Source organism: Variovorax sp. RO1 (assembly GCF_002849325.1).
Lineage (GTDB): Bacteria > Pseudomonadota > Gammaproteobacteria > Burkholderiales > Burkholderiaceae_C > Variovorax.
Genome location: NZ_PKMT01000004.1, coordinates 170,232 through 188,937, shown reverse-complemented (window position 1 = coordinate 188,937; position 18,706 = coordinate 170,232). Strand labels below are relative to the sequence as shown.

The 18,706-nt window shown below is 68.1% G+C and carries 23 protein-coding genes; 14 read left to right on the top strand and 9 right to left on the bottom strand.

The features are described 5' to 3' along the window. Nucleotides 1-61 precede the first annotated feature (61 nt). Together CY658_RS33065 and CY658_RS21175 are read left to right on the top strand one after the other, a co-directional pair. Entirely contained in the window at nucleotides 62-187 is a 126-nt protein-coding gene (locus CY658_RS33065) for a hypothetical protein (protein ID WP_257884956.1), read from the top strand. Nucleotides 188-399: 212 nt separating this feature from the next. Further along, nucleotides 400-1,098, top strand: a complete 699-nt coding sequence (locus tag CY658_RS21175; RefSeq protein WP_257884955.1) for a GNAT family N-acetyltransferase — start codon at nucleotides 400-402, stop codon at nucleotides 1,096-1,098. On the opposite strand, the gene CY658_RS21170 is transcribed toward CY658_RS21175, so the two are convergent. Further along, nucleotides 1,095-1,997, bottom strand: coding sequence for a LysR family transcriptional regulator (locus tag CY658_RS21170; RefSeq protein ID WP_101492066.1), 903 nt, complete (start codon nucleotides 1,995-1,997; stop codon nucleotides 1,095-1,097). The two genes, CY658_RS21175 and CY658_RS21170, sit on opposite strands and share 4 nt — an antisense overlap. Nucleotides 1,998-2,082: 85 nt before the next feature. Here CY658_RS21170 and CY658_RS21165 point away from each other — a divergent pair, with 85 nt between their 5' ends. Further along, a complete protein-coding gene (locus CY658_RS21165) occupies nucleotides 2,083-3,195 on the top strand; it encodes an adenosine deaminase family protein (RefSeq protein WP_257884954.1) in 1,113 nt (370 codons plus the stop codon). Between the two features lie 8 nt (nucleotides 3,196-3,203). Beyond that, nucleotides 3,204-4,187: a Bug family tripartite tricarboxylate transporter substrate binding protein gene (locus CY658_RS21160; RefSeq protein WP_101492064.1), complete on the top strand. Its 984-nt coding sequence runs from the start codon at nucleotides 3,204-3,206 to the stop codon at nucleotides 4,185-4,187. Nucleotides 4,188-4,218: 31 nt separating this feature from the next. Here the strand turns inward: CY658_RS21160 and CY658_RS21155 are convergent, their stop codons facing one another. Next, nucleotides 4,219-4,677, bottom strand: coding sequence for a CBS domain-containing protein (locus CY658_RS21155; RefSeq protein ID WP_099796075.1), 459 nt, complete (start codon nucleotides 4,675-4,677; stop codon nucleotides 4,219-4,221). A 148-nt stretch (nucleotides 4,678-4,825) separates the two neighbouring features. Here CY658_RS21155 and CY658_RS21150 point away from each other — a divergent pair, with 148 nt between their 5' ends. Beyond that, nucleotides 4,826-6,136: an O-acetylhomoserine aminocarboxypropyltransferase gene (locus CY658_RS21150; RefSeq protein WP_101492063.1), complete on the top strand. Its 1,311-nt coding sequence runs from the start codon at nucleotides 4,826-4,828 to the stop codon at nucleotides 6,134-6,136. A gap of 1 nt (nucleotide 6,137) precedes the next feature. Continuing rightward, the gene (locus CY658_RS21145; protein ID WP_101492062.1) at nucleotides 6,138-6,944 is read left to right on the top strand and encodes an alpha/beta fold hydrolase; all 807 of its coding nucleotides are present in this window, start codon (nucleotides 6,138-6,140) and stop codon (nucleotides 6,942-6,944) included. Between the two features lie 30 nt (nucleotides 6,945-6,974). Here CY658_RS21145 and CY658_RS21140 read toward each other — a convergent pair whose 3' ends face one another. Both CY658_RS21140 and CY658_RS21135 read right to left on the bottom strand, forming a co-directional pair. Beyond that, nucleotides 6,975-7,640: an NAD-dependent epimerase/dehydratase family protein gene (locus CY658_RS21140; RefSeq protein ID WP_101492061.1), complete on the bottom strand. Its 666-nt coding sequence runs from the start codon at nucleotides 7,638-7,640 to the stop codon at nucleotides 6,975-6,977. A 25-nt stretch (nucleotides 7,641-7,665) separates the two neighbouring features. Further along, a complete protein-coding gene (locus CY658_RS21135; RefSeq protein WP_101492397.1) occupies nucleotides 7,666-8,049 on the bottom strand; it encodes a thioredoxin family protein in 384 nt (127 codons plus the stop codon). A gap of 98 nt (nucleotides 8,050-8,147) precedes the next feature. Between CY658_RS21135 and CY658_RS21130 the strand changes: the two genes are divergently transcribed. Next, nucleotides 8,148-8,498 carry an Mpo1-like protein gene (locus tag CY658_RS21130; RefSeq protein ID WP_101492060.1) on the top strand — a complete coding sequence of 117 codons (351 nt, stop codon included), beginning with the start codon at nucleotides 8,148-8,150 and terminating at the stop codon, nucleotides 8,496-8,498. Nucleotides 8,499-8,503: 5 nt separating this feature from the next. On the opposite strand, the gene CY658_RS21125 is transcribed toward CY658_RS21130, so the two are convergent. Next, entirely contained in the window at nucleotides 8,504-9,715 is a 1,212-nt protein-coding gene (locus CY658_RS21125) for a YihY family inner membrane protein (protein WP_101492059.1), read from the bottom strand. A 109-nt stretch (nucleotides 9,716-9,824) separates the two neighbouring features. On the opposite strand from CY658_RS21125, the gene CY658_RS21115 reads away from it, so the two are divergent. After that, on the top strand, nucleotides 9,825-10,241 hold the full coding sequence (locus CY658_RS21115; protein ID WP_101492058.1) for a DUF2069 domain-containing protein: 417 nt from the start codon (nucleotides 9,825-9,827) through the stop codon (nucleotides 10,239-10,241). Then, entirely contained in the window at nucleotides 10,238-11,671 is a 1,434-nt protein-coding gene (locus CY658_RS21110) for an FAD-binding oxidoreductase (RefSeq protein WP_101492057.1), read from the top strand. The genes CY658_RS21115 and CY658_RS21110 overlap by 4 nt, the downstream gene beginning before the upstream one ends. Before the next feature lie 142 nt (nucleotides 11,672-11,813). On the opposite strand, the gene CY658_RS21105 is transcribed toward CY658_RS21110, so the two are convergent. The 3 genes from CY658_RS21105 to nthA are packed head-to-tail and all read right to left on the bottom strand — an operon-like array spanning nucleotide 11,814 to nucleotide 13,497. Continuing rightward, on the bottom strand, nucleotides 11,814-12,191 hold the full coding sequence (locus tag CY658_RS21105) for a nitrile hydratase accessory protein (protein ID WP_101492056.1): 378 nt from the start codon (nucleotides 12,189-12,191) through the stop codon (nucleotides 11,814-11,816). Further along, complete coding sequence (gene nthB / locus CY658_RS21100; protein ID WP_101492055.1) at nucleotides 12,188-12,853, bottom strand: nitrile hydratase subunit beta; 666 nt, start codon at nucleotides 12,851-12,853, stop codon at nucleotides 12,188-12,190. Before nthB ends, CY658_RS21105 begins: the two co-directional genes overlap by 4 nt. Beyond that, complete coding sequence (nthA, locus tag CY658_RS21095) at nucleotides 12,850-13,497, bottom strand: nitrile hydratase subunit alpha (protein WP_101492054.1); 648 nt, start codon at nucleotides 13,495-13,497, stop codon at nucleotides 12,850-12,852. Before nthA ends, nthB begins: the two co-directional genes overlap by 4 nt. 36 nt (nucleotides 13,498-13,533) lie before the next feature. On the opposite strand from nthA, the gene CY658_RS21090 reads away from it, so the two are divergent. The 5 genes from CY658_RS21090 to CY658_RS21070 all read left to right on the top strand — a co-directional run bounded on the left by CY658_RS21090 (nucleotide 13,534) and on the right by CY658_RS21070 (nucleotide 18,343). After that, complete coding sequence (locus tag CY658_RS21090) at nucleotides 13,534-14,373, top strand: thymidylate synthase (protein ID WP_101492053.1); 840 nt, start codon at nucleotides 13,534-13,536, stop codon at nucleotides 14,371-14,373. 46 nt (nucleotides 14,374-14,419) lie between these two features. Then, nucleotides 14,420-16,285, top strand: coding sequence for a M48 family metalloprotease (locus tag CY658_RS21085; protein WP_101492052.1), 1,866 nt, complete (start codon nucleotides 14,420-14,422; stop codon nucleotides 16,283-16,285). 25 nt (nucleotides 16,286-16,310) lie between these two features. Further along, nucleotides 16,311-16,814, top strand: a complete 504-nt coding sequence (locus tag CY658_RS21080) for a dihydrofolate reductase (protein WP_101492051.1) — start codon at nucleotides 16,311-16,313, stop codon at nucleotides 16,812-16,814. Beyond that, nucleotides 16,811-17,938: a phosphatidate phosphatase App1 family protein gene (locus CY658_RS21075; RefSeq protein WP_101492050.1), complete on the top strand. Its 1,128-nt coding sequence runs from the start codon at nucleotides 16,811-16,813 to the stop codon at nucleotides 17,936-17,938. The genes CY658_RS21080 and CY658_RS21075 overlap by 4 nt, the downstream gene beginning before the upstream one ends. Before the next feature lie 165 nt (nucleotides 17,939-18,103). Continuing rightward, nucleotides 18,104-18,343 (top strand): hypothetical protein, encoded by a 240-nt coding sequence (locus CY658_RS21070; protein WP_101492049.1) that lies wholly within the window; start codon nucleotides 18,104-18,106, stop codon nucleotides 18,341-18,343. Here the strand turns inward: CY658_RS21070 and CY658_RS21065 are convergent. Further along, nucleotides 18,330-18,674: a hypothetical protein gene (locus CY658_RS21065; RefSeq protein ID WP_101492048.1), complete on the bottom strand. Its 345-nt coding sequence runs from the start codon at nucleotides 18,672-18,674 to the stop codon at nucleotides 18,330-18,332. The genes CY658_RS21070 and CY658_RS21065 overlap by 14 nt on opposite strands. Nucleotides 18,675-18,706 lie beyond the last annotated feature (32 nt).

The window sequence follows — 18,706 nt, the reverse complement described above, 5'->3', positions numbered from 1 at the left end:
CTGGCAGAGACCGCGGGGGCTTTGGTTGCCCGAACGCCCCCGGCTTTCTACAATCGACCCTATGAACGTCATGGTTTTCATTGCCGGTTTCGATCGCACGGCGGCCTCCGCGGCCCCGGGCGATGCGCGCGTGCGCGCGCCCGCCGCAATGACGGCGAGGTCGCAGCAGACCCTCGCACATCCCTGAGCCCGGCGGTCAGCCTCCTTTTTTCTTCAGCGCACATCGACCGTCGGGCACCTGCCCCGCGCGGTCGCGCGCCCTGGCCCTGATCGCTTGATCGATCGGCCCGGGCAACGCACCACTTCCCCAGCGTCCGACCTTCTTCCCGCCTCCGGCCCCATGCCGCGCGGAAGAGCCTCGCCCGCTTCGTCGTCGTGTTTCGTCGTGAGGATTTCCCCGTGGTGGCTCTTGCCTGCTCCCCTTTCGTTCCTTTTTCGCCTTCGCCTGCCCTGCCGCCCTGGCCCGCATGGCTGTCGTTCGACGCGCTGCGCTGCCGCTTCCTGCGGCCGGCCGAACTGCGCATCGACGTCGACCCGAAGAAGGGTCGTCCGAGCGAGCCGCTGACGCCCGTGTACGAGCGCATGCGCGCCATGGGCGACCGCGTGCAGGACCTGCCCGCACTGCGTCTGGACGACCCCGACCTGCGCGCGCGCTTTCGCGAGGCCGACGGCGAGACCTATGTGTACATCGAGGATGTGCGCCACCAGCGGCTGGTCGGCTACACCGTGTTCAACCGCCTCATCGAACTCGACCGCCGCGCCGACCGCCACATCCGTGCGCCGCATTCGCAGTACGACCCCGCCTACCAGCGGCGCGGGCTGGCCACGGCCGTGTACCGCTGGGCACTCGGCAGTGGCATGTGCCTGATGAGCGGCGCGCGCCAGTCGCCGGGCGCGCATGCGCTGTGGCTGCGCCTGGGGCGTGACTACACGACGGGCTTTGTCGACCTGCGCGAGAAGCGCTTGAGTTATCTCGGCGACGAAGTGGATGGCGACACGCTGTCGCAGCTGCACACGCGCATGTTCATGCTCGGCGAAGGCTGGACGCTGGAGCGTTTCAGTAGCGAAACGCGCATGGCGATGTTGGAAGTCGCCTAAGCCTGCGGCAACCGCTCGCGCAGGAACCCGATGAGCTCCTGCGCCGCCACATTGCGCATCGGCCCCGGCAGGTAGGCCAGCACCACGCGCCGCTCGATGCGCGGCGCCGACAACGGCACCACGGCCAGCTCGGGGTCGCGCAGCGACGAGGTGTACAGCCGCGGCATCAGCCCCAGCGCCTGCCCGCTGCGCACCAGCGCATAGAGCGTTTCGGAATAGCTCACGCGGTACGGCTGCGCGCCTTGCGCGAACTGCGCGCGCGCCGGGTCGCCCAGCGCCGGCATGCTGCCGCTTTCGAACAGCACGAGGCGTTCGCTGCCGATGGCCTCCCAGCGCGCCTCGCCGGCCGCCGCCAGCGCGTGGTCGCGCCGCACCACCAGCACCAGCGGGTCGCGGAACAGGTCGATGCATTCCAGCCCGCCGGGCGGCTCGGTGATCGCGGCCACGGCCATGTCGAGCTGGCCGCTGCGCAGCTCGGCCAGCAGCACCGTGGAGGGCGCGTCGCGCCAGGCCAGTTCGACCTCGCCGCGCTGCTGCAGGAAGTCGGCCGCCGCCGCCGCGACGCGCGCGCTGGCCGAGGGGATCACGCCCACACGCACATAAGCCTGGCCGCGCTGCACCGTGCTTTCGATGTCGCGCAGCGCCACCTCGAAGGTGTGGACCAGGAAATCGGTGCGCGCCAGCACCTCGGCGCCGACGGGTGTGAGTTCGAGCCGGTGGGTGGAGCGGGTCAGCAGCTCGGCGCCGAGCAGCTTTTCCATCTGCTTGATCGCGTTGCTCAGCGCGGGCTGCGTGATGGCGAGCCGGCGCGCCGCGCGTCCGAAGTGCCCTTCCTCGACCAGCACCGAGAAACACTGCAGCTGGCGCAGCGTGAGCGCACGCAGGGGCAAGGCGACCATGGACGTCCTGGTTATCGATTCAATGAATCAAATTATAGAAATTCAAAATTTTCCTTATGAGCACGCACTGCCTAGACTGCGCCGCATGACCCTTGCCGCGCCCACGCCCGCCTCCGCTCCTTTCGCGCTCGAAGCGATGCTGCGCGAGATTCCCAAGGTGGAGCTGCACTGCCACCTCTTCGGCACCGTGCGCCACGAGACCTTCCGCCAGCTCAACCAGCGCGCCGGCGCGCCGCTGGCCGACGCGGAAATCGACGGCTTCTACACGCGCGGCGAAAAGCCCGTGGGCGTGCTGCGCGTGCTGCGCGCGCTCGACGCCCAGCTGGTGCGCAGCGCCGGCGACCTGTACCAGCTCACGCGCGAATACCTGCAGGACGCGGCCTCGCACCAGGTGCGCTACGCCGAGTTCTTCTGGAACCCGACCGGCACGGTGCACGGCTCGGGCATTGCGTACCCGCTCGCGCAGGGCGCCATCGTCCGCGCGATCCAGGATGCACAGCAAGAGTTCGGCATCACCGGACGGCTCATTGCCGCCATCGACCGCGAGGCCAGCGCGGAGGCGGCCGTGGAGATGGTCGAGTGGGTCAAGGCCCACCGCTGCGACGAAGTGATCGGCATCGGCATCGACTACCGCGAGAACGACCGGCCACCCGAGCTGTTCGCCCGTGCGTATGCCGATGCGAAGAAGGCCGGCCTCAAGACCACCGCGCACGCCGGCGAGTTCGGCATGCCCTGGACCAATGTGCGCACCGCGGTCGAGCTGTTGCAGGTCGACCGCATCGACCACGGCTACACGGTGGTCGACCAGCCCGACTTCGCGCGCGAATGTGCAGACCGCGGCGTGATCTTCACGGTCGTGCCGACCAACTCGTACTACCTGCGCACGCTGCCGCCCGAACGTTGGGCTATTGACCACCCCATCCGCCGCATGCCCGGCCTGGGCCTGCGCATCCACCCCAACACCGACGACCCGACGCTGCACCAGGTCACGCCCACGGGCGCCTGGCTGATGATGGTGCGCGACTTCGGCTTCGGCCTGGACGACCTGCGCGGCTTCATGCACAACGGCCTGGACGGCGCGTGGATCGACGACACGCAGCGCCGCCAGTGGCGCGCCGAATGGAGCGCCGCCTTCGACGCGCTGCGCGCCCGCCTGCCCACCGAGCCCACGCCTTCCGCCACCCCCTTCCCCGGATGAACCCCGCCATGACCACGAACCGCCGCCTGATCCTTGCCGCTGCCGCACTCTGCGCCGCCCTGCCCACGGGCGCCTTCGCCCAGCAGGCCTGGCCCGCTGCCAAGCCTCTCACGCTGATCGTGCCCTACACGGCCGGCGGCAGCGTGGACGTCAACGCCCGCCTCGTGGCGCAGCGCCTGGGCGAGCGGCTCAAGCAATCGGTCGTGATCGAGAACGTGAGCGGCGCGGGCGGCGCCATCGGCGTGGCCAAGGCCGTGAACGCGGCGCCCGACGGCTACACGCTGGTGGTCGGCCCCGACAGCGCCATCGCCATCGGTCGGCTGGTCAACCCCTCGGCCTTCCGCTTCGATCCGTTGAAAGATCTGGCGCCCGTCGGCCTGCTCAACACCGCGCCGATGGTGCTGGTGGCGCGCCCCGGCCTGGACGTGCGCAGTTACGCCGACTTCGTGAAGCTCGCCAAGGCCCAGCCCGGCCACTACAACTACGCCACCTCGGGCGTGGGCACCGTGCTGCAACTGGCAATGGAACTGCTCAAGGAGCGCAGCGGCATCTTCGTGACGCACGTGCCTTACCGCGGCGGTGCGCAGATTGCCACCGACGTGATCGGCGACCAGGTCGACCTCGCGATGCTGGTGAGCACGAGCGCCATTCCACATGTGAACGGCAAGCGCCTGAAGGCCTTGGGCATCACCGGCAGTCAGCGTCTGCCGGCGCTGTCGCAGGTCCCGACCTTCAACGAGATGCCTGGCCTGAAGGGCTACGACATGGTGAGCTGGACCGGCATCTTCGCGCCCGCGAAGACGCCGCCGGCCGTGGTGGCGCGGCTCAACCAGGAATTGAATGCGGTGCTGCAGGAGGAAGGCGTACGCGCCAAGCTGGCGGAGCAAGGCGCATTGCCGGGCAGCGGAACGCCGGAGACGTTCGGGAAGTTCGTGCAGTCGGAGTACGCACGAAACAAGAAAATCGTCGAGACTGCCAACATCAAGGAGTAGCGGTCAGTCGGCCATGGCTGGCTGAAAAGGCTCAGCCGGCCTTTTCGTTGCTCTCGTCTTCCGGCCAGTCGCGGATGTACGCCTTGAGCATCTTGTTCTCGAAGTTCTGCGCGTCGACCACGGCCTTGGCCACGTCGTAGAAGCTGATCACGCCCATGAGCATGCGCTTGTCCATCACGGGCATGTAGCGCGCGTGGCGCTCCAGCATGATGCGGCGGATTTCGTCGAGATCGGTTTCGAGCGTGCAGGTGACCGGCGCGTCGTCCATGGCCTTGCGCACCAGCGTGGTCCCGACCTGGCCGCCGTTTTTGACGACGGCCATGATCACTTCACGGAACGTGAGCATGCCGACTAGGTCGCCGTGCTCCATGACCACCAGCGAACCGATGTCCTTGTCCGCCATGGTCTGGGCGGCTTCTGCCAGCGGGTCGTCGGGCGTGATGGTGAAGAGCGTGTTGCCCTTGACGCGAAGAATGTCGCTGACTTTCATGGTGGTGCTCCTCTCGGGGATTCGTCGTTCTCGGCGTCGTGCCAATTTGAATATAGCCCACAATCGACGCCGACCCGAACGCCCCTGTCGCCTGTGCATGCATTGCAGGCGTAACGGGGCATTGCGAAGAGACAACAGAAAGGCCTTCATGCCCGGTTATTCCGACCCCGGTTTCGACACCCTCGCGCTGCACGCCGGCGCCGCCCCCGACCCCACCACCGGTGCGCGGGCCGTTCCCATCCACCTGACGACCTCCTTCGTCTTCGAATCCAGCGACCACGCCGCCGCGCTCTTCAACCTGGAGCGCGCGGGCCACGTGTATTCGCGCATCAGCAACCCGACCAACGCGGTGCTGGAGCAGCGCGTGTCGGCGCTCGAAGGCGGCATCGGCGCCATCGCCACGGCCAGCGGCCAGGCGGCGCTGCATCTGTCGGTGGCCACGCTGATGGGCGCGGGCTCGCACATCGTCGCCAGCACGGCGCTGTACGGCGGTTCGCAGAACCTGCTGCACTACACGATGCGCCGCTTCGGCATCGACACCACCTTCGTGAAGCCCGGCGACCTCGACGGCTGGCGCGCCGCGGTGCGCCCCGAGACCAAGCTCTTCTTCGGCGAAACCGTGGGCAACCCGGGCCTCGACGTGCTCGACATTCCCGCCGTGAGCGACATCGCCCACGAAGCCGGCGTGCCGCTGCTGGTCGACTCCACGCTCACTTCGCCCTACCTCATCAAGCCCTTCGACTGGGGCGCCGACCTGGTCTATCACTCGGCCACCAAGTTCCTGTCGGGCCACGGCACCGTGATCGGCGGCGTGGTGGTCGACGGCGGCAGCTTCGACTGGGAGAAGTCGGGCAAGTTCGCCGAACTCACGCAGGCCTACGACGGCTTCCACAACATGGTGTTCAGCGAGGAAAGCACCGTCGGCGCCTTCCTGCTGCGCGCGCGCCGCGAAGGCCTGCGCGACTTCGGCGCCTCGATGAGCCCGCACACGGCGTGGCTCATCTTGCAGGGCATCGAGACGCTGCCGCTGCGCATGGAGCGCCACATCGACAACACGCAGAAGGTGGTCGAGTTCCTGTCCACGCACCCGTTCGTGTCCCGTGTGGGCCACCCGCTGATCGAGTCACACCCCAGCCATGCGCTCGCGAAAAAGCTGCTGCGCCACGGCGCGCGCGGCGCGGGCGCGGTGTTCAGCTTCGACATCAAGGGCAGCCGCGCACAGGGCAAGGCCTTCATCGAGGCGCTCAAGCTGTTCAGCCACCTGGCCAACGTGGGCGACTGCCGCAGCCTGGTGATCCACCCGGCCAGCACCACGCACTTCCGCATGACCGACGAGGCGCTCGCGGGCGCGGGCATCTCGCAGGGCACGATCCGCCTGTCGATCGGCCTGGAAGACCCGGCCGACCTGATCGACGACCTCAAGCGCGCGCTGAAGGCCGCGGAAAAGGCGGGTGCCTGAGATGCACTACACCGTCAACGGCCACAGCACCTACTGCTACACCGCCGGAAAGCCCTTCGATGCGGCCAAGCCCACGGTGGTGTTCATCCACGGCGTGCTCAACGACCACAGCGTGTGGATTCTGCAAAGCCGCTGGTTCGCCAACCACGGCTGGAACGTGCTGGCGGTCGACCTGCCGGGCCACTGCAAGAGCGCCGGCGCGCCGCCGGCCAGCGTGGAAGACGCGGCGCAGTTCGTCATTGCACTGCTCGACGCGGCGGGGGTGCAGAAGGCCGCGCTCATCGGCCACAGCTTCGGCTCGCTGATCGCGCTCGAAACCGCGGCGCGCGCGCCCGAGCGCATCACGCAGCTCGCGATGGTCGGCACGGCCTACCCGATGGTGGTGTCGCCCGCGCTGCTCGAAAGCTCGGTGAGCGACCCACAGCGCGCCATCGCGATGGTCAACACCTTCTCGCACTCGCTGCTGGCGCCGCCGCCCTCCTCGCTCGGCCCGGGCACGTGGCTGTACGGCAGCTCGCGCGCGCTGATGCGCCGCGTGCTCGCGAGCAACCGCGAGGCCAACGTGTTCCACATCGGCTTCAAGGCCTGCAACGACTACGCGAACGGCGAAGTAGCGATCGAGAAGGTGCAGTGCCCCGTGCTGTTCCTGCTCGGCGACGCCGACCAGATGACGCCACCGCGCGCCACCAAGGCGCTGGTGAGCAAGGCGCGCAATCCCAAGGTGGTGACGGTGCACGCCGGCCACGCGCTGATGAGCGAGGCGCCGGACGAGGTGCTGTTCGCGCTGCGCGACTTCGTCGCGGGCTGAAAGAACGCAGGGCGGTGTTTCAGCTGCTGTTCAGCTGCCCAGGGCGTTGATGTCCGCCGGGTCGAGCAGTACCTTGCGCGCGCCCTGGCGCGCCACCGTGAGCATCGCGCGGCCTAGTTTCTCGGTGGTGGTCACGCGGTCGGGCCACCAGCGGTGGGCCAGCCCGAGCACGGGCTTGAGCACGACGATCGCGGCGTCGTACAGCGGCGTCTTCGAGCGCACGCCGTGCAGCGGCTGGATCATCCCGGGCCGGAACATGTAGGACGCACGGAACGGCAGGCGCATCAGCGCGTTCTCGGTCGCGCCCTTCACGCGCGCCCACATGCGTTCGCCGCGCTCGCTGCTGTCGGTGCCGGCGCCCGTCACGTAGGTGAAGGTCATGCCCGGATTGAGCCGCGCCAGCACGGTGGCCGCGGCCATCGTCAGGTCGTAGGTGATGCGCTTGTACTCGGGCTCCTTCATGCCCACCGACGACACGCCCAGGCAGAAGAAGCAGGCATCGAAGCCTGTCAGCTGCGACTCGATGGCGCGGTAGTCGTACATGTCTTTGTGCACCAGGTCCTGCAGCTTGGGATGCTGCTGCCCGGTGGCACTGCGCCCCACGGCCACCACGCGTTCCACGTCGGGCGCCAGCAGGCACTCGCGCAGCACGCCCTGCCCCACCATGCCGGTGGCGCCAAAGATCAGGATGTTCATGGGAGGGAGGCTCCGAAGGGGTCAGTCAGACCGCGAAGACCGCGGGCTTTTTGTCGAGCACGGCCAGGAGCAGGTCGACGTCGAGGCTGGAAGGTTGCGGCGGCTGCAGCGCGCCCAGCAGGCGCGACAGCGTCTCGATGTGCGGCAGCAGCGGACCCAGAAAGCGTGTGCCGTCGGCGCCTGCCACCAGCAGGGTCGGGAAGGTCTCGACGTCGAAGGCGTCGGCGATCTCGGCGTGGTCTTCGATGTCGACCCAGGCAAAGCGGAACTGCGGGTGCGCCTTTGCCAGTTCGACCAGCAGCGGCCGGTAGTCGCGGCAGGTGCCGCACCATTCGGCGCACAGGCAGACGACCCACGGCGCGTTGGCATCGGAAGAAGAAGCGGCGGGGACGGCGGGAACAGCGCTCAAAGTGGACACGGTGAAGGTGGGATGGCGAACCCGGGTGGTGCGTCCGCAGGCTCGTGGCTATTATCAACAAAGCCCCTGCGGGGCGCAGGAGACCCACGATGAACACCTCCACCCCCACCGCGCCCGACACGCCGGCCACGGTCGATCCGCGCCGCTTCACAAGCTTTGCCGAGTTCTATCCCTTCTATCTGACCGAGCACGCCAACGTCACCTGCCGGCGGCTGCATTTCGCGGGCTCGACGATCTCGCTGCTGTGCCTCGTGGCCCTCGTCGTCACGCTCAATCCGTGGTGGCTGCTGGCCGGGCTGGTGGCGGGCTACGGCTTCGCCTGGGTCGGGCACTTCGGCTTCGAGAAGAACAAGCCGGCCTCGTTCAAGCGCCCGCTGTATTCCTTCATGGGCGACTGGACGATGTACCGCGACATCTGGGCCGGCCGCGTAAAAATCTGACGCTCCTAGATCAATAGCACGTCGCCCAGCCGCAGCGTGTGCAGCGGGCCCTTCTGCCACAGGTCTTCGAGCGGCTCGGCGCGCGGCATCAGCAGCTCGCGCAGCAGCGGCTCGATGGGCGTCGACGGGTCGGCCAGCAGCACGTAGCGCGGGTCCTCGTTGGCGGGCTCTTCGGCCAGCGGCGCGATCCAGTCGAGCCGCACCAGCGTGTCGATCACCGGCACCAATTGCAGCCCGTCGACCCGCATGCGCGTCAGCAGCTCGCTCGCGCCCATGCCCTTGGCTGGCGTGGCCCGCGCGCGCGCCAGGTGCTGCAGCACCTCCATCGCGAGCTGCATCGGCCAGCCCGCCGCACCGCCCCGGCGCGCCACGCCCACCAACAGGCTCGGCAGGTAGGCCGCAATGACGGCGCCCAGCAGCACGATCACCCACGCCACGTAGATCCACACCAGCAGGATCGGAAAGGTGGCAAAGGCGCCGTACAGCACCGAGTAGGTCGGCACCAGGCTCAGGTAGTAGCCGAGCACACGCTTGGCGATCTCGATGGCGGCCGCCACGAAGAGGCCACCGGCCCAGGCGTGCGACCAGCGCACCGTGGTGTTCGGCACGTAGTGGTACAGCGCGGCCATGCCGGCCGCGAGCAGCACGAATTCGAAGGTGTCGAAGACCAGCTTCACGATGCTTACGCCCACCACGCCGCGCGAGGCGGTGAACACATACGAGGTGGTCGACAGGCTCACCGCGAGGATCAGCGGCCCGAGCGTGATGGTGGCCCAGTAGATGAGCACCCGCTGCGCCAACGGCCGCGGCGTGCGCACGCGCCAGATGTTGTTGAGCGTCTTGTCGACGGTGAGGATCAGCGCAATCGCTGTGATCAGCAGCACCACCAGCCCCGCGATGCCCAGGCCGCCGGCCTTGCTCGCGAACTGGTTCAGGTAGCCCAGCACCTGGCGCGCGATGTTGTCGGGAATCAGGCTCTCGATCAGCCAGCGCTGCAGGCGGCCCTGCATGGTGGCGAACATCGGGAACACGGTGAACAGCGCGAGCGCCACCGTGAAGAACGGCACCATCGCGATGGTCGTGGTGAAGGTCAGACTGCTGGCCGTGAGCCCGAGGCGGTCTTCGCGAAAACGCTCGCCCAGCACGGCTGCGGTGTTGCGCCAAGGAAAGCGCGAAAGATCCCTCCAAAGCTGCCGACGATTCATGGCCGGTATCATAGGAGTTGAACTCTCCCCCAGTCTCCGCGCACTTCGTGTCGCTGCGCCAACCCCCTCACCGGGGGCGATACCAGCGGCCCGGCAAAGCCGGTTCCGCGGTATCCCGCTCATGAATGCCAATCAGCCGCTTCCTCCCTCTTCCGTCCGCGCCACCCGTTGGTTTGCCGTGGGCAGCCTCGTCGGCCTGATCGTGCTGGGCCTGGCCTGGGAGCTGTGGCTGGCGCCGCTGCGTCCGGGCGGCTCGCTGCTCGCGCTCAAGGTGCTGCCGCTGGTCATTCCGCTCGCGGGGCTCTACAAGAACCGCATGTACACCTACCGCTGGGTCAGCCTGATGATCTGGCTCTACTTCACCGAAGGCGTGGTGCGCGCCTGGAGCGACACCAACGGCGTGGGACAGATCCTCGCGCTCATCGAGGTGCTGCTGTGCCTCGTGCTCTTCGCGGCCTGCGCGTGGCATGTGCGCCTTCGCCTGCGCCACGCCAAGGCCGCTGCTGCTGCCCGTCAACTGGAGGCTTCCGCCCAATGACTTCTTCTGCCAACACCGCATTGATCGACCAACTGCGCGCCATCGTCGGCGCCTCGCATGTGCTGAACGAGGGCGACCTCACCGCCTACGAGCAGGACTGGCGCAAGCGCGCGCGCGGCAAGTCGCTGGCCGTGGTGCGCCCGGCCAATGCGCAGCAGGTGGCCGACGTGGTCAAGGCCTGCGCCGCGGCCGGCACGGCCGTCATTCCGCAGGGCGGCAACACCGGCCTGGCGGTCGGCTCCATTCCCGACGACAGCGGCACGCAGGTGGTGCTGAGCCTGCAGCGCCTGAACGCGATCCGCAGCATCGACGCAGCCAACCTCACGATGACCGTCGAGGCCGGCTGCATCCTGCAGACCCTGCAAGAGACGGCCGAGAAGGCCGGCTACCTGTTCCCGCTGAGCCTCGCGGCCGAGGGCAGCTGCACCATCGGCGGCAACCTGGCCACCAACGCGGGCGGCACGCAGGTGGTGCGCTACGGCAACACGCGCGACCTGTGCCTGGGCCTGGAAGTGGTCACGCCGCAGGGCGAAATCTGGGAAGGCACGAGCGGCCTGCGCAAGGACAACACCGGCTACGACCTGCGCGACCTGATCGTCGGCAGCGAAGGCACGCTGGGCGTCATCACCGCCGCGACCATGAAGCTGTACCCGCTGCCCGCCGCGCAGCTCACGGCCTGGGCGGCAGTGCCTTCGCTCGACCACGCGGTCACGCTGCTGGGCCTGGCGCACAAGCACCTGGGCTCGGGCCTCACGGGCTTCGAAGTGATGGGCAAGTTTGCGCTGAGCCTGGTCGACAAGCACATGCCGCAGCTGCGCGTGCCCTTCATCAACGATGAAGCGGTGCCCTACTGCGTGCTGCTCGAGAACTCCGACAGCGAGTCCGAAGACCACGCCCGCGCGCGCTTCGAAGCGCTGCTCGAAACCGCGTTTGAAGACGGCTGCGTGAGCGACGCAGTGGTGGCCGAGAACCTCACGCAGGCGCACCAGCTCTGGCACATTCGCGAGAGCATTCCTCTCGCGCAGGCCGAAGAGGGGCTGAACATCAAGCACGACATCTCCATTCCGGTGTCGCGCATCCCGGCCTTCGTGGAAGCGACCGACGCGCTGCTCCAGCGCGAGATCGCCGGCGTGCGGCTGGTCAACTTCGGCCACCTGGGCGACGGCAACCTGCACTACAACGTGCAGGCGCCCGAGAACATCGACACCAAGGCGTTTTTGAAGAAGGAGGAAGAGCGCATCAACACGCTGGTCTACGACGCGGTCGAGCAGTTCGGCGGCTCGTTCTCGGCCGAGCATGGCGTGGGCTCGCTCAAGGTCGACAAGCTCGAGAAGCACAAGTCGCCGGTGGCGCTGGAGATGATGCGGGCGATCAAGCGCGGGCTCGATCCGAAGAACATCCTCAACCCAGGGCGCGTGATCCGCGTTTAAGGCTCCCGGGTATTTCTCCCTCCCCTCCCGGGGGAGGGCCGGGGTGGGGGCACGCGGCGCTCGATGAAGCACTGCGCCGAACCAGCGCCGCTTGCCCCCATCCCAACCTTCCCCCAGCGGGGGAAGGAGCAAGACAAAACACTCAGCCGGCGAAGTCTTCGCCCCGCAGCTCGATCGGCTGCCCGTGCGGCGTGCGCTCCGCCGCGTGGTCCCAGGCGTGGCGGTAACGGGCCAGCTCGTCGCCGGAGCTCGCGCCCTTGCGGGCCACGAGGCCTTCGAGCGCCGCAAGCCAGTGGCGGTAGTAGGTGTCGCCCGTGTCCGGGTCGCCCGCGGCTTGCGCGGCGGTGATCTGGGTGGCCAGCGCCTCGGCCCATTCGACCCAGCTGAACAGGCCGCGCTCGTGCAGCGCCAGTGTCATCGCGAAGGCCTGCGCCTCCCACGGCTCCCTGAACACCGGCCCGTCGGCGTCGCGCGGCATGCCCGGGGCGAGCGCGAGTGGCGGCATGTCGTTCGCCTTCATGCCGCGGGCTCCAGGTAGCTTTCCCACGCATCGACCGACACGGCGAGGTTCTGGCGCGGCGCGTCGCCGCCCCACAGTTCGGCCTCGTCGAAGACCACGGTGTAGAGCCATTGCGGCTGCTCGCCCAGGCCCTGCGCGTTCGCATCGGCGAACACATGCGCGCCGTGGATGTGTTCGATCGTGCCGCGCTTGCCCTGCACATAGCCCGGCAGGCGCGTGTGGTGGTCGACGCGCCCGAGGTGCATGCGCACGGACTGGCCGATCGCGAAGCGCGCGGGCGCCGGTGCGGGGCGTTCGGTGCCCGAGCCCTTGGCGAGCACGGCGGGCACGTTCGCGGCCTGCAGCACGCGGGCGACCGAGGCGGCCGGATGGTGCATCTCGCCCGACGCGATCTCGTCCGCGAAGACCTGGCCGCGCTGCAGCATCAGCTGCTCCAGCGCGCCGAGCCAGATCTGGTAGTAGCTCAGGTCGCGGTAATCGGGCAGCGTCTCGCGCGCGGCGCGGCTGGTGTCGATGTTCCAGGAGCCGGTGGCCCCCATGGCCAGCGTGAGCGCCAGCGCGCGCGGCTCCCAGGCGCCATGGAACAGCTCGCCCTCAGGCTCGGGCGTGACGGGGCCGAAACCGGGTTGCCCGCCGAGGTCGGCGTGGGTCGTGTAGGTCATGCGGCGCTCCTTGCAGACGGCGCCTCGACCACGCGCGTGCCGATCATCGAATCGCGCGAGACCAGCGCCGCCAACTCGTCCTCGCTCCAGCCTTCGGTGCCGGCGGGGCGCTGCGGGATCACGAGGTAGCGCACCTCGGCGGTCGAGTCCCAGACGCGGATACGGGTGTTCTCGGGCAGCGTGGTGCCGAAATCAGCCAGCACACCGCGCGGATCTTTCACGGCGCGCGAGCGGTACGGCGCGCTCTTGTACCAGGTAGGTGGCAGGCCGAGCACGGGCCAGGGGTAGCAACTGCAGAGGGTGCAGACGACCATGTGGTGCTGGTCGTCGGTGTTGGCCACGGCCACCATGTGCTCGCCCTGTCGGCCGGTGTAGCCCAGCGAGGCGATCGCAGCCGTGGCATCGGCCATCAGCCATTCATGGAAGCTTGGGTCGACCCAGGCCCGTGCCACCACCCGCGCCCCGTTGCGCGGGCCGATGCGGGTCTGGTAGGTGTCGATCAGCGCGTCGAGCGCGGCGGGGTCGATGTAGCCCTTTTGGGTGAGCACGCTTTCGAGGGCGCGCACCCGCAGGTCCATCTCGCCGAGTTCGCTGTGGTCGTGGGAATGGTCGTGGGAGTCGTGGGAGTGGTCATGGCCGGTCATCGGCCGATGCTAGCGCCGCCCCGTAAAATTCCCAACATGACCTCGTCCACCCGCCCCATCCGCTCCCAGTACGAAGACTTCATGCGCCATGTCGACACCCATGGCGTCTTCAAGAGCGACCGCACGGGCACGGGCACCAAGAGCGTGTTCGGCCACCAGATGCGCTTCGACCTGAACGAGGGCTTTCCGCTGGTGACCACGAAGAAGGTGCACCTCAAATCCATCATCCAGGAACTGCTGTGGTTCCTGACCGGCTCCAGCAACAACAACTGGCTCAAGGAGCGCGGCGTCAGCATCTGGGACGAGTGGGCGCGTGAAGACGGCGACCTGGGCCCGGTGTACGGCGTGCAGTGGCGCAGCTGGCCCACGCCCGACGGCGGCCACATCGACCAGATTTCCGACGTCATCAAGACCCTGAAGACCAACCCCGATTCGCGCCGCATCATCGTGAGCGCCTGGAACGTGGCCGAGCTGTCGAAGATGGCGCTCATGCCCTGCCATGCCTTCTTCCAGTTCTACGTGGCGCCGCCGCAGGCCGAAGGCGAGCGCGGCAAGCTCAGCTGCCAGCTCTACCAGCGCAGCGCCGACATCTTCCTGGGCGTACCCTTCAACATCGCCAGCTACGCGCTGCTCACGCACATGGTCGCGCAACAGTGCGACCTCGACGTGGGCGACTTCGTCTGGACTGGCGGCGACTGCCACATCTACAGCAACCACGCCGAGCAGGTGAAGCTGCAGCTGAGCCGCGACCCCTACCCCTACCCCACGCTGAACATCAAGCGCAAGCCCGATTCGATCTTCGACTACCAGTACGAAGACTTCGAAGTGCTCGACTACAAGCACGGCGATCCGATCAAGGCGCCGGTGGCGGTGTGATGGCAACAAGCCGCGCGGCCGCCTCGCCCTGCCTGAGCGACGCGCGGTGACGGTGGCAGCCCAGGCCCGGCCCCACCCTTTCAGCCAGCGCGCGACGCTGGCAACGCTCGCCGTGCTAGCCGAGCTGACTTTCGTCGGCGCCTCGATGCTGGGCTGGGCTCCCTTGATCATCCTGCAGGGCGTCTTTCTCGGCCCCGTGGTGGCAACCGCCACCGGCGTCGCCTTCACCCTGATGACCTGGTGGATCGTCCAGCCGACGGTCTGGATCACCGGCACGGTGCTGCCCCGGGACAAGGCGCCCACCTTCTTCCGCGCGCTCGACGATCTCCGGCAGCAGCTCGACGCACCGTCGATCGACCACGTCGTGCTGATCGACGAACCCAATGCCGCCGCCTACCAGTCCGGCGGCTTTCTGGCCCTGGCCGGTGGCCGGCGTACCCTGATGCTCGGCGTGCCGCTGCTCAAGCTGCTGTCCGATCGGGAACTGCTGGCGGTGGTCGCACATGAGCTCGGGCACTTCTCGCGCCGCCATGGCCGGCTCGGGCACTGGATCTACAACGTGCGCGCCAAGTGGGACATCTATCTCGACAGCAATCCCGCACGCGATGGCGGCATCGATCGGCTGCGCCGCTGGATCGCGTCGGCCTTCCTGCCGCGCTTCATCCGGATGTCTGCCAGCTGGTCGCGCGCCTGCGAGTTCGAAGCCGATGCGCTCGCGGCCCAGGCAACGAGCGGCGCCGATCTCGCGCGCGCGTTGACCAAGCTCGAAATCACCGGCAGCTTGATGCGATCGGACCTGCGTACCCGACTGGGCGAACTGCAGGCCGCATCGATCGACGCGCCACGGACCTTCTGGAACGTCGTCGGGGAATTCGTGCGCGACACGGGCACCACTCAGTTGGAAGCCGCCCTCGCCGATGCGCGCCGCCGCCCGCCCCGGCGCAACGACAGCCATCCCGCGCTCGACGACCGCGCTCAGGCCCTCGGTCAATCGGTCGCCATCCCCCATTGGACCGAACCCGTCTGTGCCGGCGAGCTTCTGTTCGGCGCCAACTGGGCCACCGAACTGGCCGCCGCCAACACACGCTGGCACGAAAAGACGGCGCCCACCTGGCGGCTTCAGCATCTGAAGCTGGCGGCCCTGCAGGCGGAGCAATGGCCCGCGGGCGCGCCTGGCGGCGATGGCCATGCGCTTGAGCGTCTGCTCGCGGACGACGCGATCAACGCAACGGACGAAAGCCTGTCGAATCTGGAGCGCCACGCCCAAGCGCACGCCTCCGACGCGCTGGCGCAATACGGCCTGGGCCGTGCGCTGCTGCAACGTGCACGCAACGAAGGCATCGAGCAGATGCGCAACGCCATCCGGCTGGACAAGCGCCTGGCCGTGGCCGGCTACGGCGAGATCCTCGGGCATCTGCATGCGCATGGCACCGAAGCCGAGATTCGCGAATTCACCAAGCGCCTGGACCTCGCCGCGGAAAAGCTGGACAAGATCCGGGAGAAACTCTGGCGCCATCTGTTGAAAGAGCCCCTGAGTCCGCTGCCGCTCTGGGCCGCGCAGCTGCTCTCCAAGGCGATCGACGAAGACGACGCCATTGACGGCTGCTGGGCAGTCCGCGCCGACATCGCGAACGAGGCGGAGCTGGTGTTCACCGTGAACATCCTGGTCGTGCGCGTGCGCCATGCAAAACTGACTGCGGAAGAAGCCAACGAAGACGCGCTCATCGAACGGTATGCGTCTTACCTCGGGACGCTTTTCCCTCACAATGAACTGGCCCGCGTGCGCGTGTTCTTCGACACGGAAGTCATGAGTCCCCGCCTGCTGGAGCGCTTCGCGCAAGTCCGTGGCTGCGAGATCCGCACGCCGACCGTACCGATCAACGTGGGCCTGATCAAGATCGATTCGCTCTGATTCCGACGAAACTGCCGTACCTGCCATGAACATCCACCTGATCTTCGCGCGCGCCGCCAACGGCGTGATCGGCGCGAACAACACCATTCCCTGGCACCTGCCGGAGGACATGGCGCACTTCAAGCAGCAGACGCTGGGCGCGCCGGTGATCATGGGGCGCAAGACCTGGGACTCGCTGCCGCCGCGCTTCCGCCCGTTGCCGGGTCGCCAGAACATCGTGATCACGCGGCAGGCCGACTGGGCCGCCGATGGCGCGCAGCGAGTGGGCAGCGTGCAGGAGGCGATCGCGCTGTGCGAAGCACTGAAGCTGCCCGATGCCTGGGTGATCGGCGGCGCACAGATCTACGCCGAAGCCGAACCACTGGCCCAGCGCGCAGTCGTCACCGAGATCGCACGCGATTACGAAGGCGATGCGCACGCGCCCGTGCTCGACGCGGCCGTGTGGCGCGAGACACAGCGCGAGTCGCACGTCTCGGCCAAGGACGGCCTGCCCTTCAGCTTCGTGACCTACGAACGCATCACTGCATGACGATCAAGCACCGCGCGCCCGGTACCTCGCCCCAACTCTCGCGGCGCACCGTGCTGGCCGGTGCCGCCCTGCTCGCCGGCCTCGCGCCGCTGCAGGCCCTGCACGCCGCCGGGCCGCTGGAGTCGGACGAAGAAGCGCTCTTCATGCCCGGCACCGCGCGCCCCACCGCCGACGGCCGGATCGAGGTCGACGTGCATGCCTGGGTGTTCGAGCGCGAGCACCGCTGGGGCCTGGACGCCGCGCTCGCGCGCTACCTCGGCATGAACCTGAAGAAGCTCACGCCGGCCGCGCGGCTGCGCTTCAGCCAGCGCACCGCGCTGTTCCACGCCGAGTCAGAAGAAGACAAGGTGATCGACGTCGTCTTCGACGGCTCGGCCACGCGCCTCACGATGCCGCCCTCGGGCGCCGACGGCCGCAGCAACCTGCGCGCGGTCGTCGAGGCCTCGCACATCCCGGCGTCGCAGGAGTGGCTGCCGTTCCACGGTGTGACCGGTCCGGGCGAGCTGCTGCCGCGCTTTCGCGGCCGTGCGCAGATCGTGCCGGCGCAGGGCGTGTCGGTCATCTCGGACATCGACGACACCATCAAGCGCACGCAGGTGCGCGACCGGCGCGAGATGCTGCTGAACACCTTCGCGCGCCGCTTCGAGGCCGCGCCGGGCATGGCGGCGTACTACCGCGCGCTGGCGCAGGCGCCGGGCACGCGCTTTCACTACCTCTCGGGCAGCCCGATCCAGCTGTACCCGGCGCTCACCGACTTCATTCGCGATGCCGACTTTCCCGCCGGCAGCATGCACCTGCGCGAGAGCACGACGTGGCGCACGCTGATCCCCAGCGGTGAAGAATCGCGCGCGCACAAGCTCGGCGTGATCGAGCGGCTGCTGGCTGAATTTCCGCAGCGCCGCTTCGTGCTCGTGGGCGATTCGGGCGAGGCCGATCCCGAGATCTATGCGCAGGTGTTCCGTGCGCATTCGCAGCGCATCGACGGCATCGTGATCCGCGACGTGACCGACGAAAACCGGCTGTCCGATCGCTACCGCGCGACCTTCGAAGGCATCGATCCGATCGCCTGGCATCTGCTGCGGCCCGACACCACGGCATGGCCGATGCAGGCGGCCCTGCGGTAAGCGGACACCGCAGAAACAAAGCGGCACACCGGGGTCGTTTGCGCTTGCAAAAAGAACACTTCGGTACACGCGACAAAGGCATGCCCGGCGCAGGGTTTACACAGCGCTAATTGTTTGTGCGCACAATGTCCGAACCGCCCTCCCCTCAACCCAAGGAGACGCCCCATGTCCATGGAATTTCTTCGGACCATCGCCGAGCAGAAATTGCCATACGTCCTCCACACGCCCGCAGACATCGACAGGCTGCGCGTGCTGCGTGCCGCCGAGCTCGTGACTGCATTCATTCCGCCGTCGGAGCGCGCGCCCGACGAACGCGCGATCCGTCAGCTGGCCCAGGTGGAATCGATCACCGCGAAGGGCCGCTTGGCACTGAACAAGGCGACCTCTTCGTTCATCGAGCTGTGACGCGCAGGCGTTCCAACGCCTGACTGATCGCCCGCGACTTGTCGCTGCTGTCGTTCGGCTCGCAACGCTGCGACACCACGCGCTCGGGTTCCCGCGGACCGGGCCTGTAGAACAGACGCTCGCAATCGCAACGCAGCCGGTCTTTCAGCGCCTTCGTTCGCACGTTGCGCACCTGCGCCACCCAGCACGCATCGGCACAGCCGCAGGCTTGGTATTCGAGCACTTCGCCGCGCGTGTGCCAAGGCAACACCTGCGTGCCGCCCGCCGCATGAACGCCGGCGCTGAATGCCGCCCCGAGCAGGGCCCAGGCGAGATGCAGCTTTCGGGACACGAGAAAGAGAGGTCGCGTTCAGCGGTGCAGCG

Excerpts from the sequence above, each read along its gene's own strand:
- CY658_RS21140 (WP_101492061.1), bottom strand. The coding sequence starts at position 7,640 with ATGAACATCCTGATCTTTGGCGCCACCGGCATGGTGGGGCAGGGCGTG.
- CY658_RS21075 (WP_101492050.1), top strand. The coding sequence starts at position 16,811 with ATGACGATCAAGCACCGCGCGCCCGGTACCTCGCCCCAACTCTCGCGG.
- CY658_RS21160 (WP_101492064.1), top strand. The coding sequence starts at position 3,204 with ATGACCACGAACCGCCGCCTGATCCTTGCCGCTGCCGCACTCTGCGCC.
- CY658_RS21070 (WP_101492049.1), top strand. The coding sequence starts at position 18,104 with ATGTCCATGGAATTTCTTCGGACCATCGCCGAGCAGAAATTGCCATAC.
- CY658_RS33065 (WP_257884956.1), top strand. The coding sequence starts at position 62 with ATGAACGTCATGGTTTTCATTGCCGGTTTCGATCGCACGGCGGCCTCC.
- CY658_RS21080 (WP_101492051.1), top strand. The coding sequence starts at position 16,311 with ATGAACATCCACCTGATCTTCGCGCGCGCCGCCAACGGCGTGATCGGC.
- CY658_RS21145 (WP_101492062.1), top strand. The coding sequence starts at position 6,138 with ATGCACTACACCGTCAACGGCCACAGCACCTACTGCTACACCGCCGGA.
- CY658_RS21105 (WP_101492056.1), bottom strand. The coding sequence starts at position 12,191 with ATGAAGGCGAACGACATGCCGCCACTCGCGCTCGCCCCGGGCATGCCG.
- CY658_RS21170 (WP_101492066.1), bottom strand. The coding sequence starts at position 1,997 with ATGGTCGCCTTGCCCCTGCGTGCGCTCACGCTGCGCCAGCTGCAGTGT.
- CY658_RS21165 (WP_257884954.1), top strand. The coding sequence starts at position 2,083 with ATGACCCTTGCCGCGCCCACGCCCGCCTCCGCTCCTTTCGCGCTCGAA.
- CY658_RS21130 (WP_101492060.1), top strand. The coding sequence starts at position 8,148 with ATGAACACCTCCACCCCCACCGCGCCCGACACGCCGGCCACGGTCGAT.
- CY658_RS21155 (WP_099796075.1), bottom strand. The coding sequence starts at position 4,677 with ATGAAAGTCAGCGACATTCTTCGCGTCAAGGGCAACACGCTCTTCACC.
- nthA (WP_101492054.1), bottom strand. The coding sequence starts at position 13,497 with ATGACCGGCCATGACCACTCCCACGACTCCCACGACCATTCCCACGAC.
- CY658_RS21115 (WP_101492058.1), top strand. The coding sequence starts at position 9,825 with ATGAATGCCAATCAGCCGCTTCCTCCCTCTTCCGTCCGCGCCACCCGT.
- CY658_RS21090 (WP_101492053.1), top strand. The coding sequence starts at position 13,534 with ATGACCTCGTCCACCCGCCCCATCCGCTCCCAGTACGAAGACTTCATG.
- CY658_RS21110 (WP_101492057.1), top strand. The coding sequence starts at position 10,238 with ATGACTTCTTCTGCCAACACCGCATTGATCGACCAACTGCGCGCCATC.
- nthB (WP_101492055.1), bottom strand. The coding sequence starts at position 12,853 with ATGACCTACACGACCCACGCCGACCTCGGCGGGCAACCCGGTTTCGGC.
- CY658_RS21150 (WP_101492063.1), top strand. The coding sequence starts at position 4,826 with ATGCCCGGTTATTCCGACCCCGGTTTCGACACCCTCGCGCTGCACGCC.
- CY658_RS21125 (WP_101492059.1), bottom strand. The coding sequence starts at position 9,715 with ATGATACCGGCCATGAATCGTCGGCAGCTTTGGAGGGATCTTTCGCGC.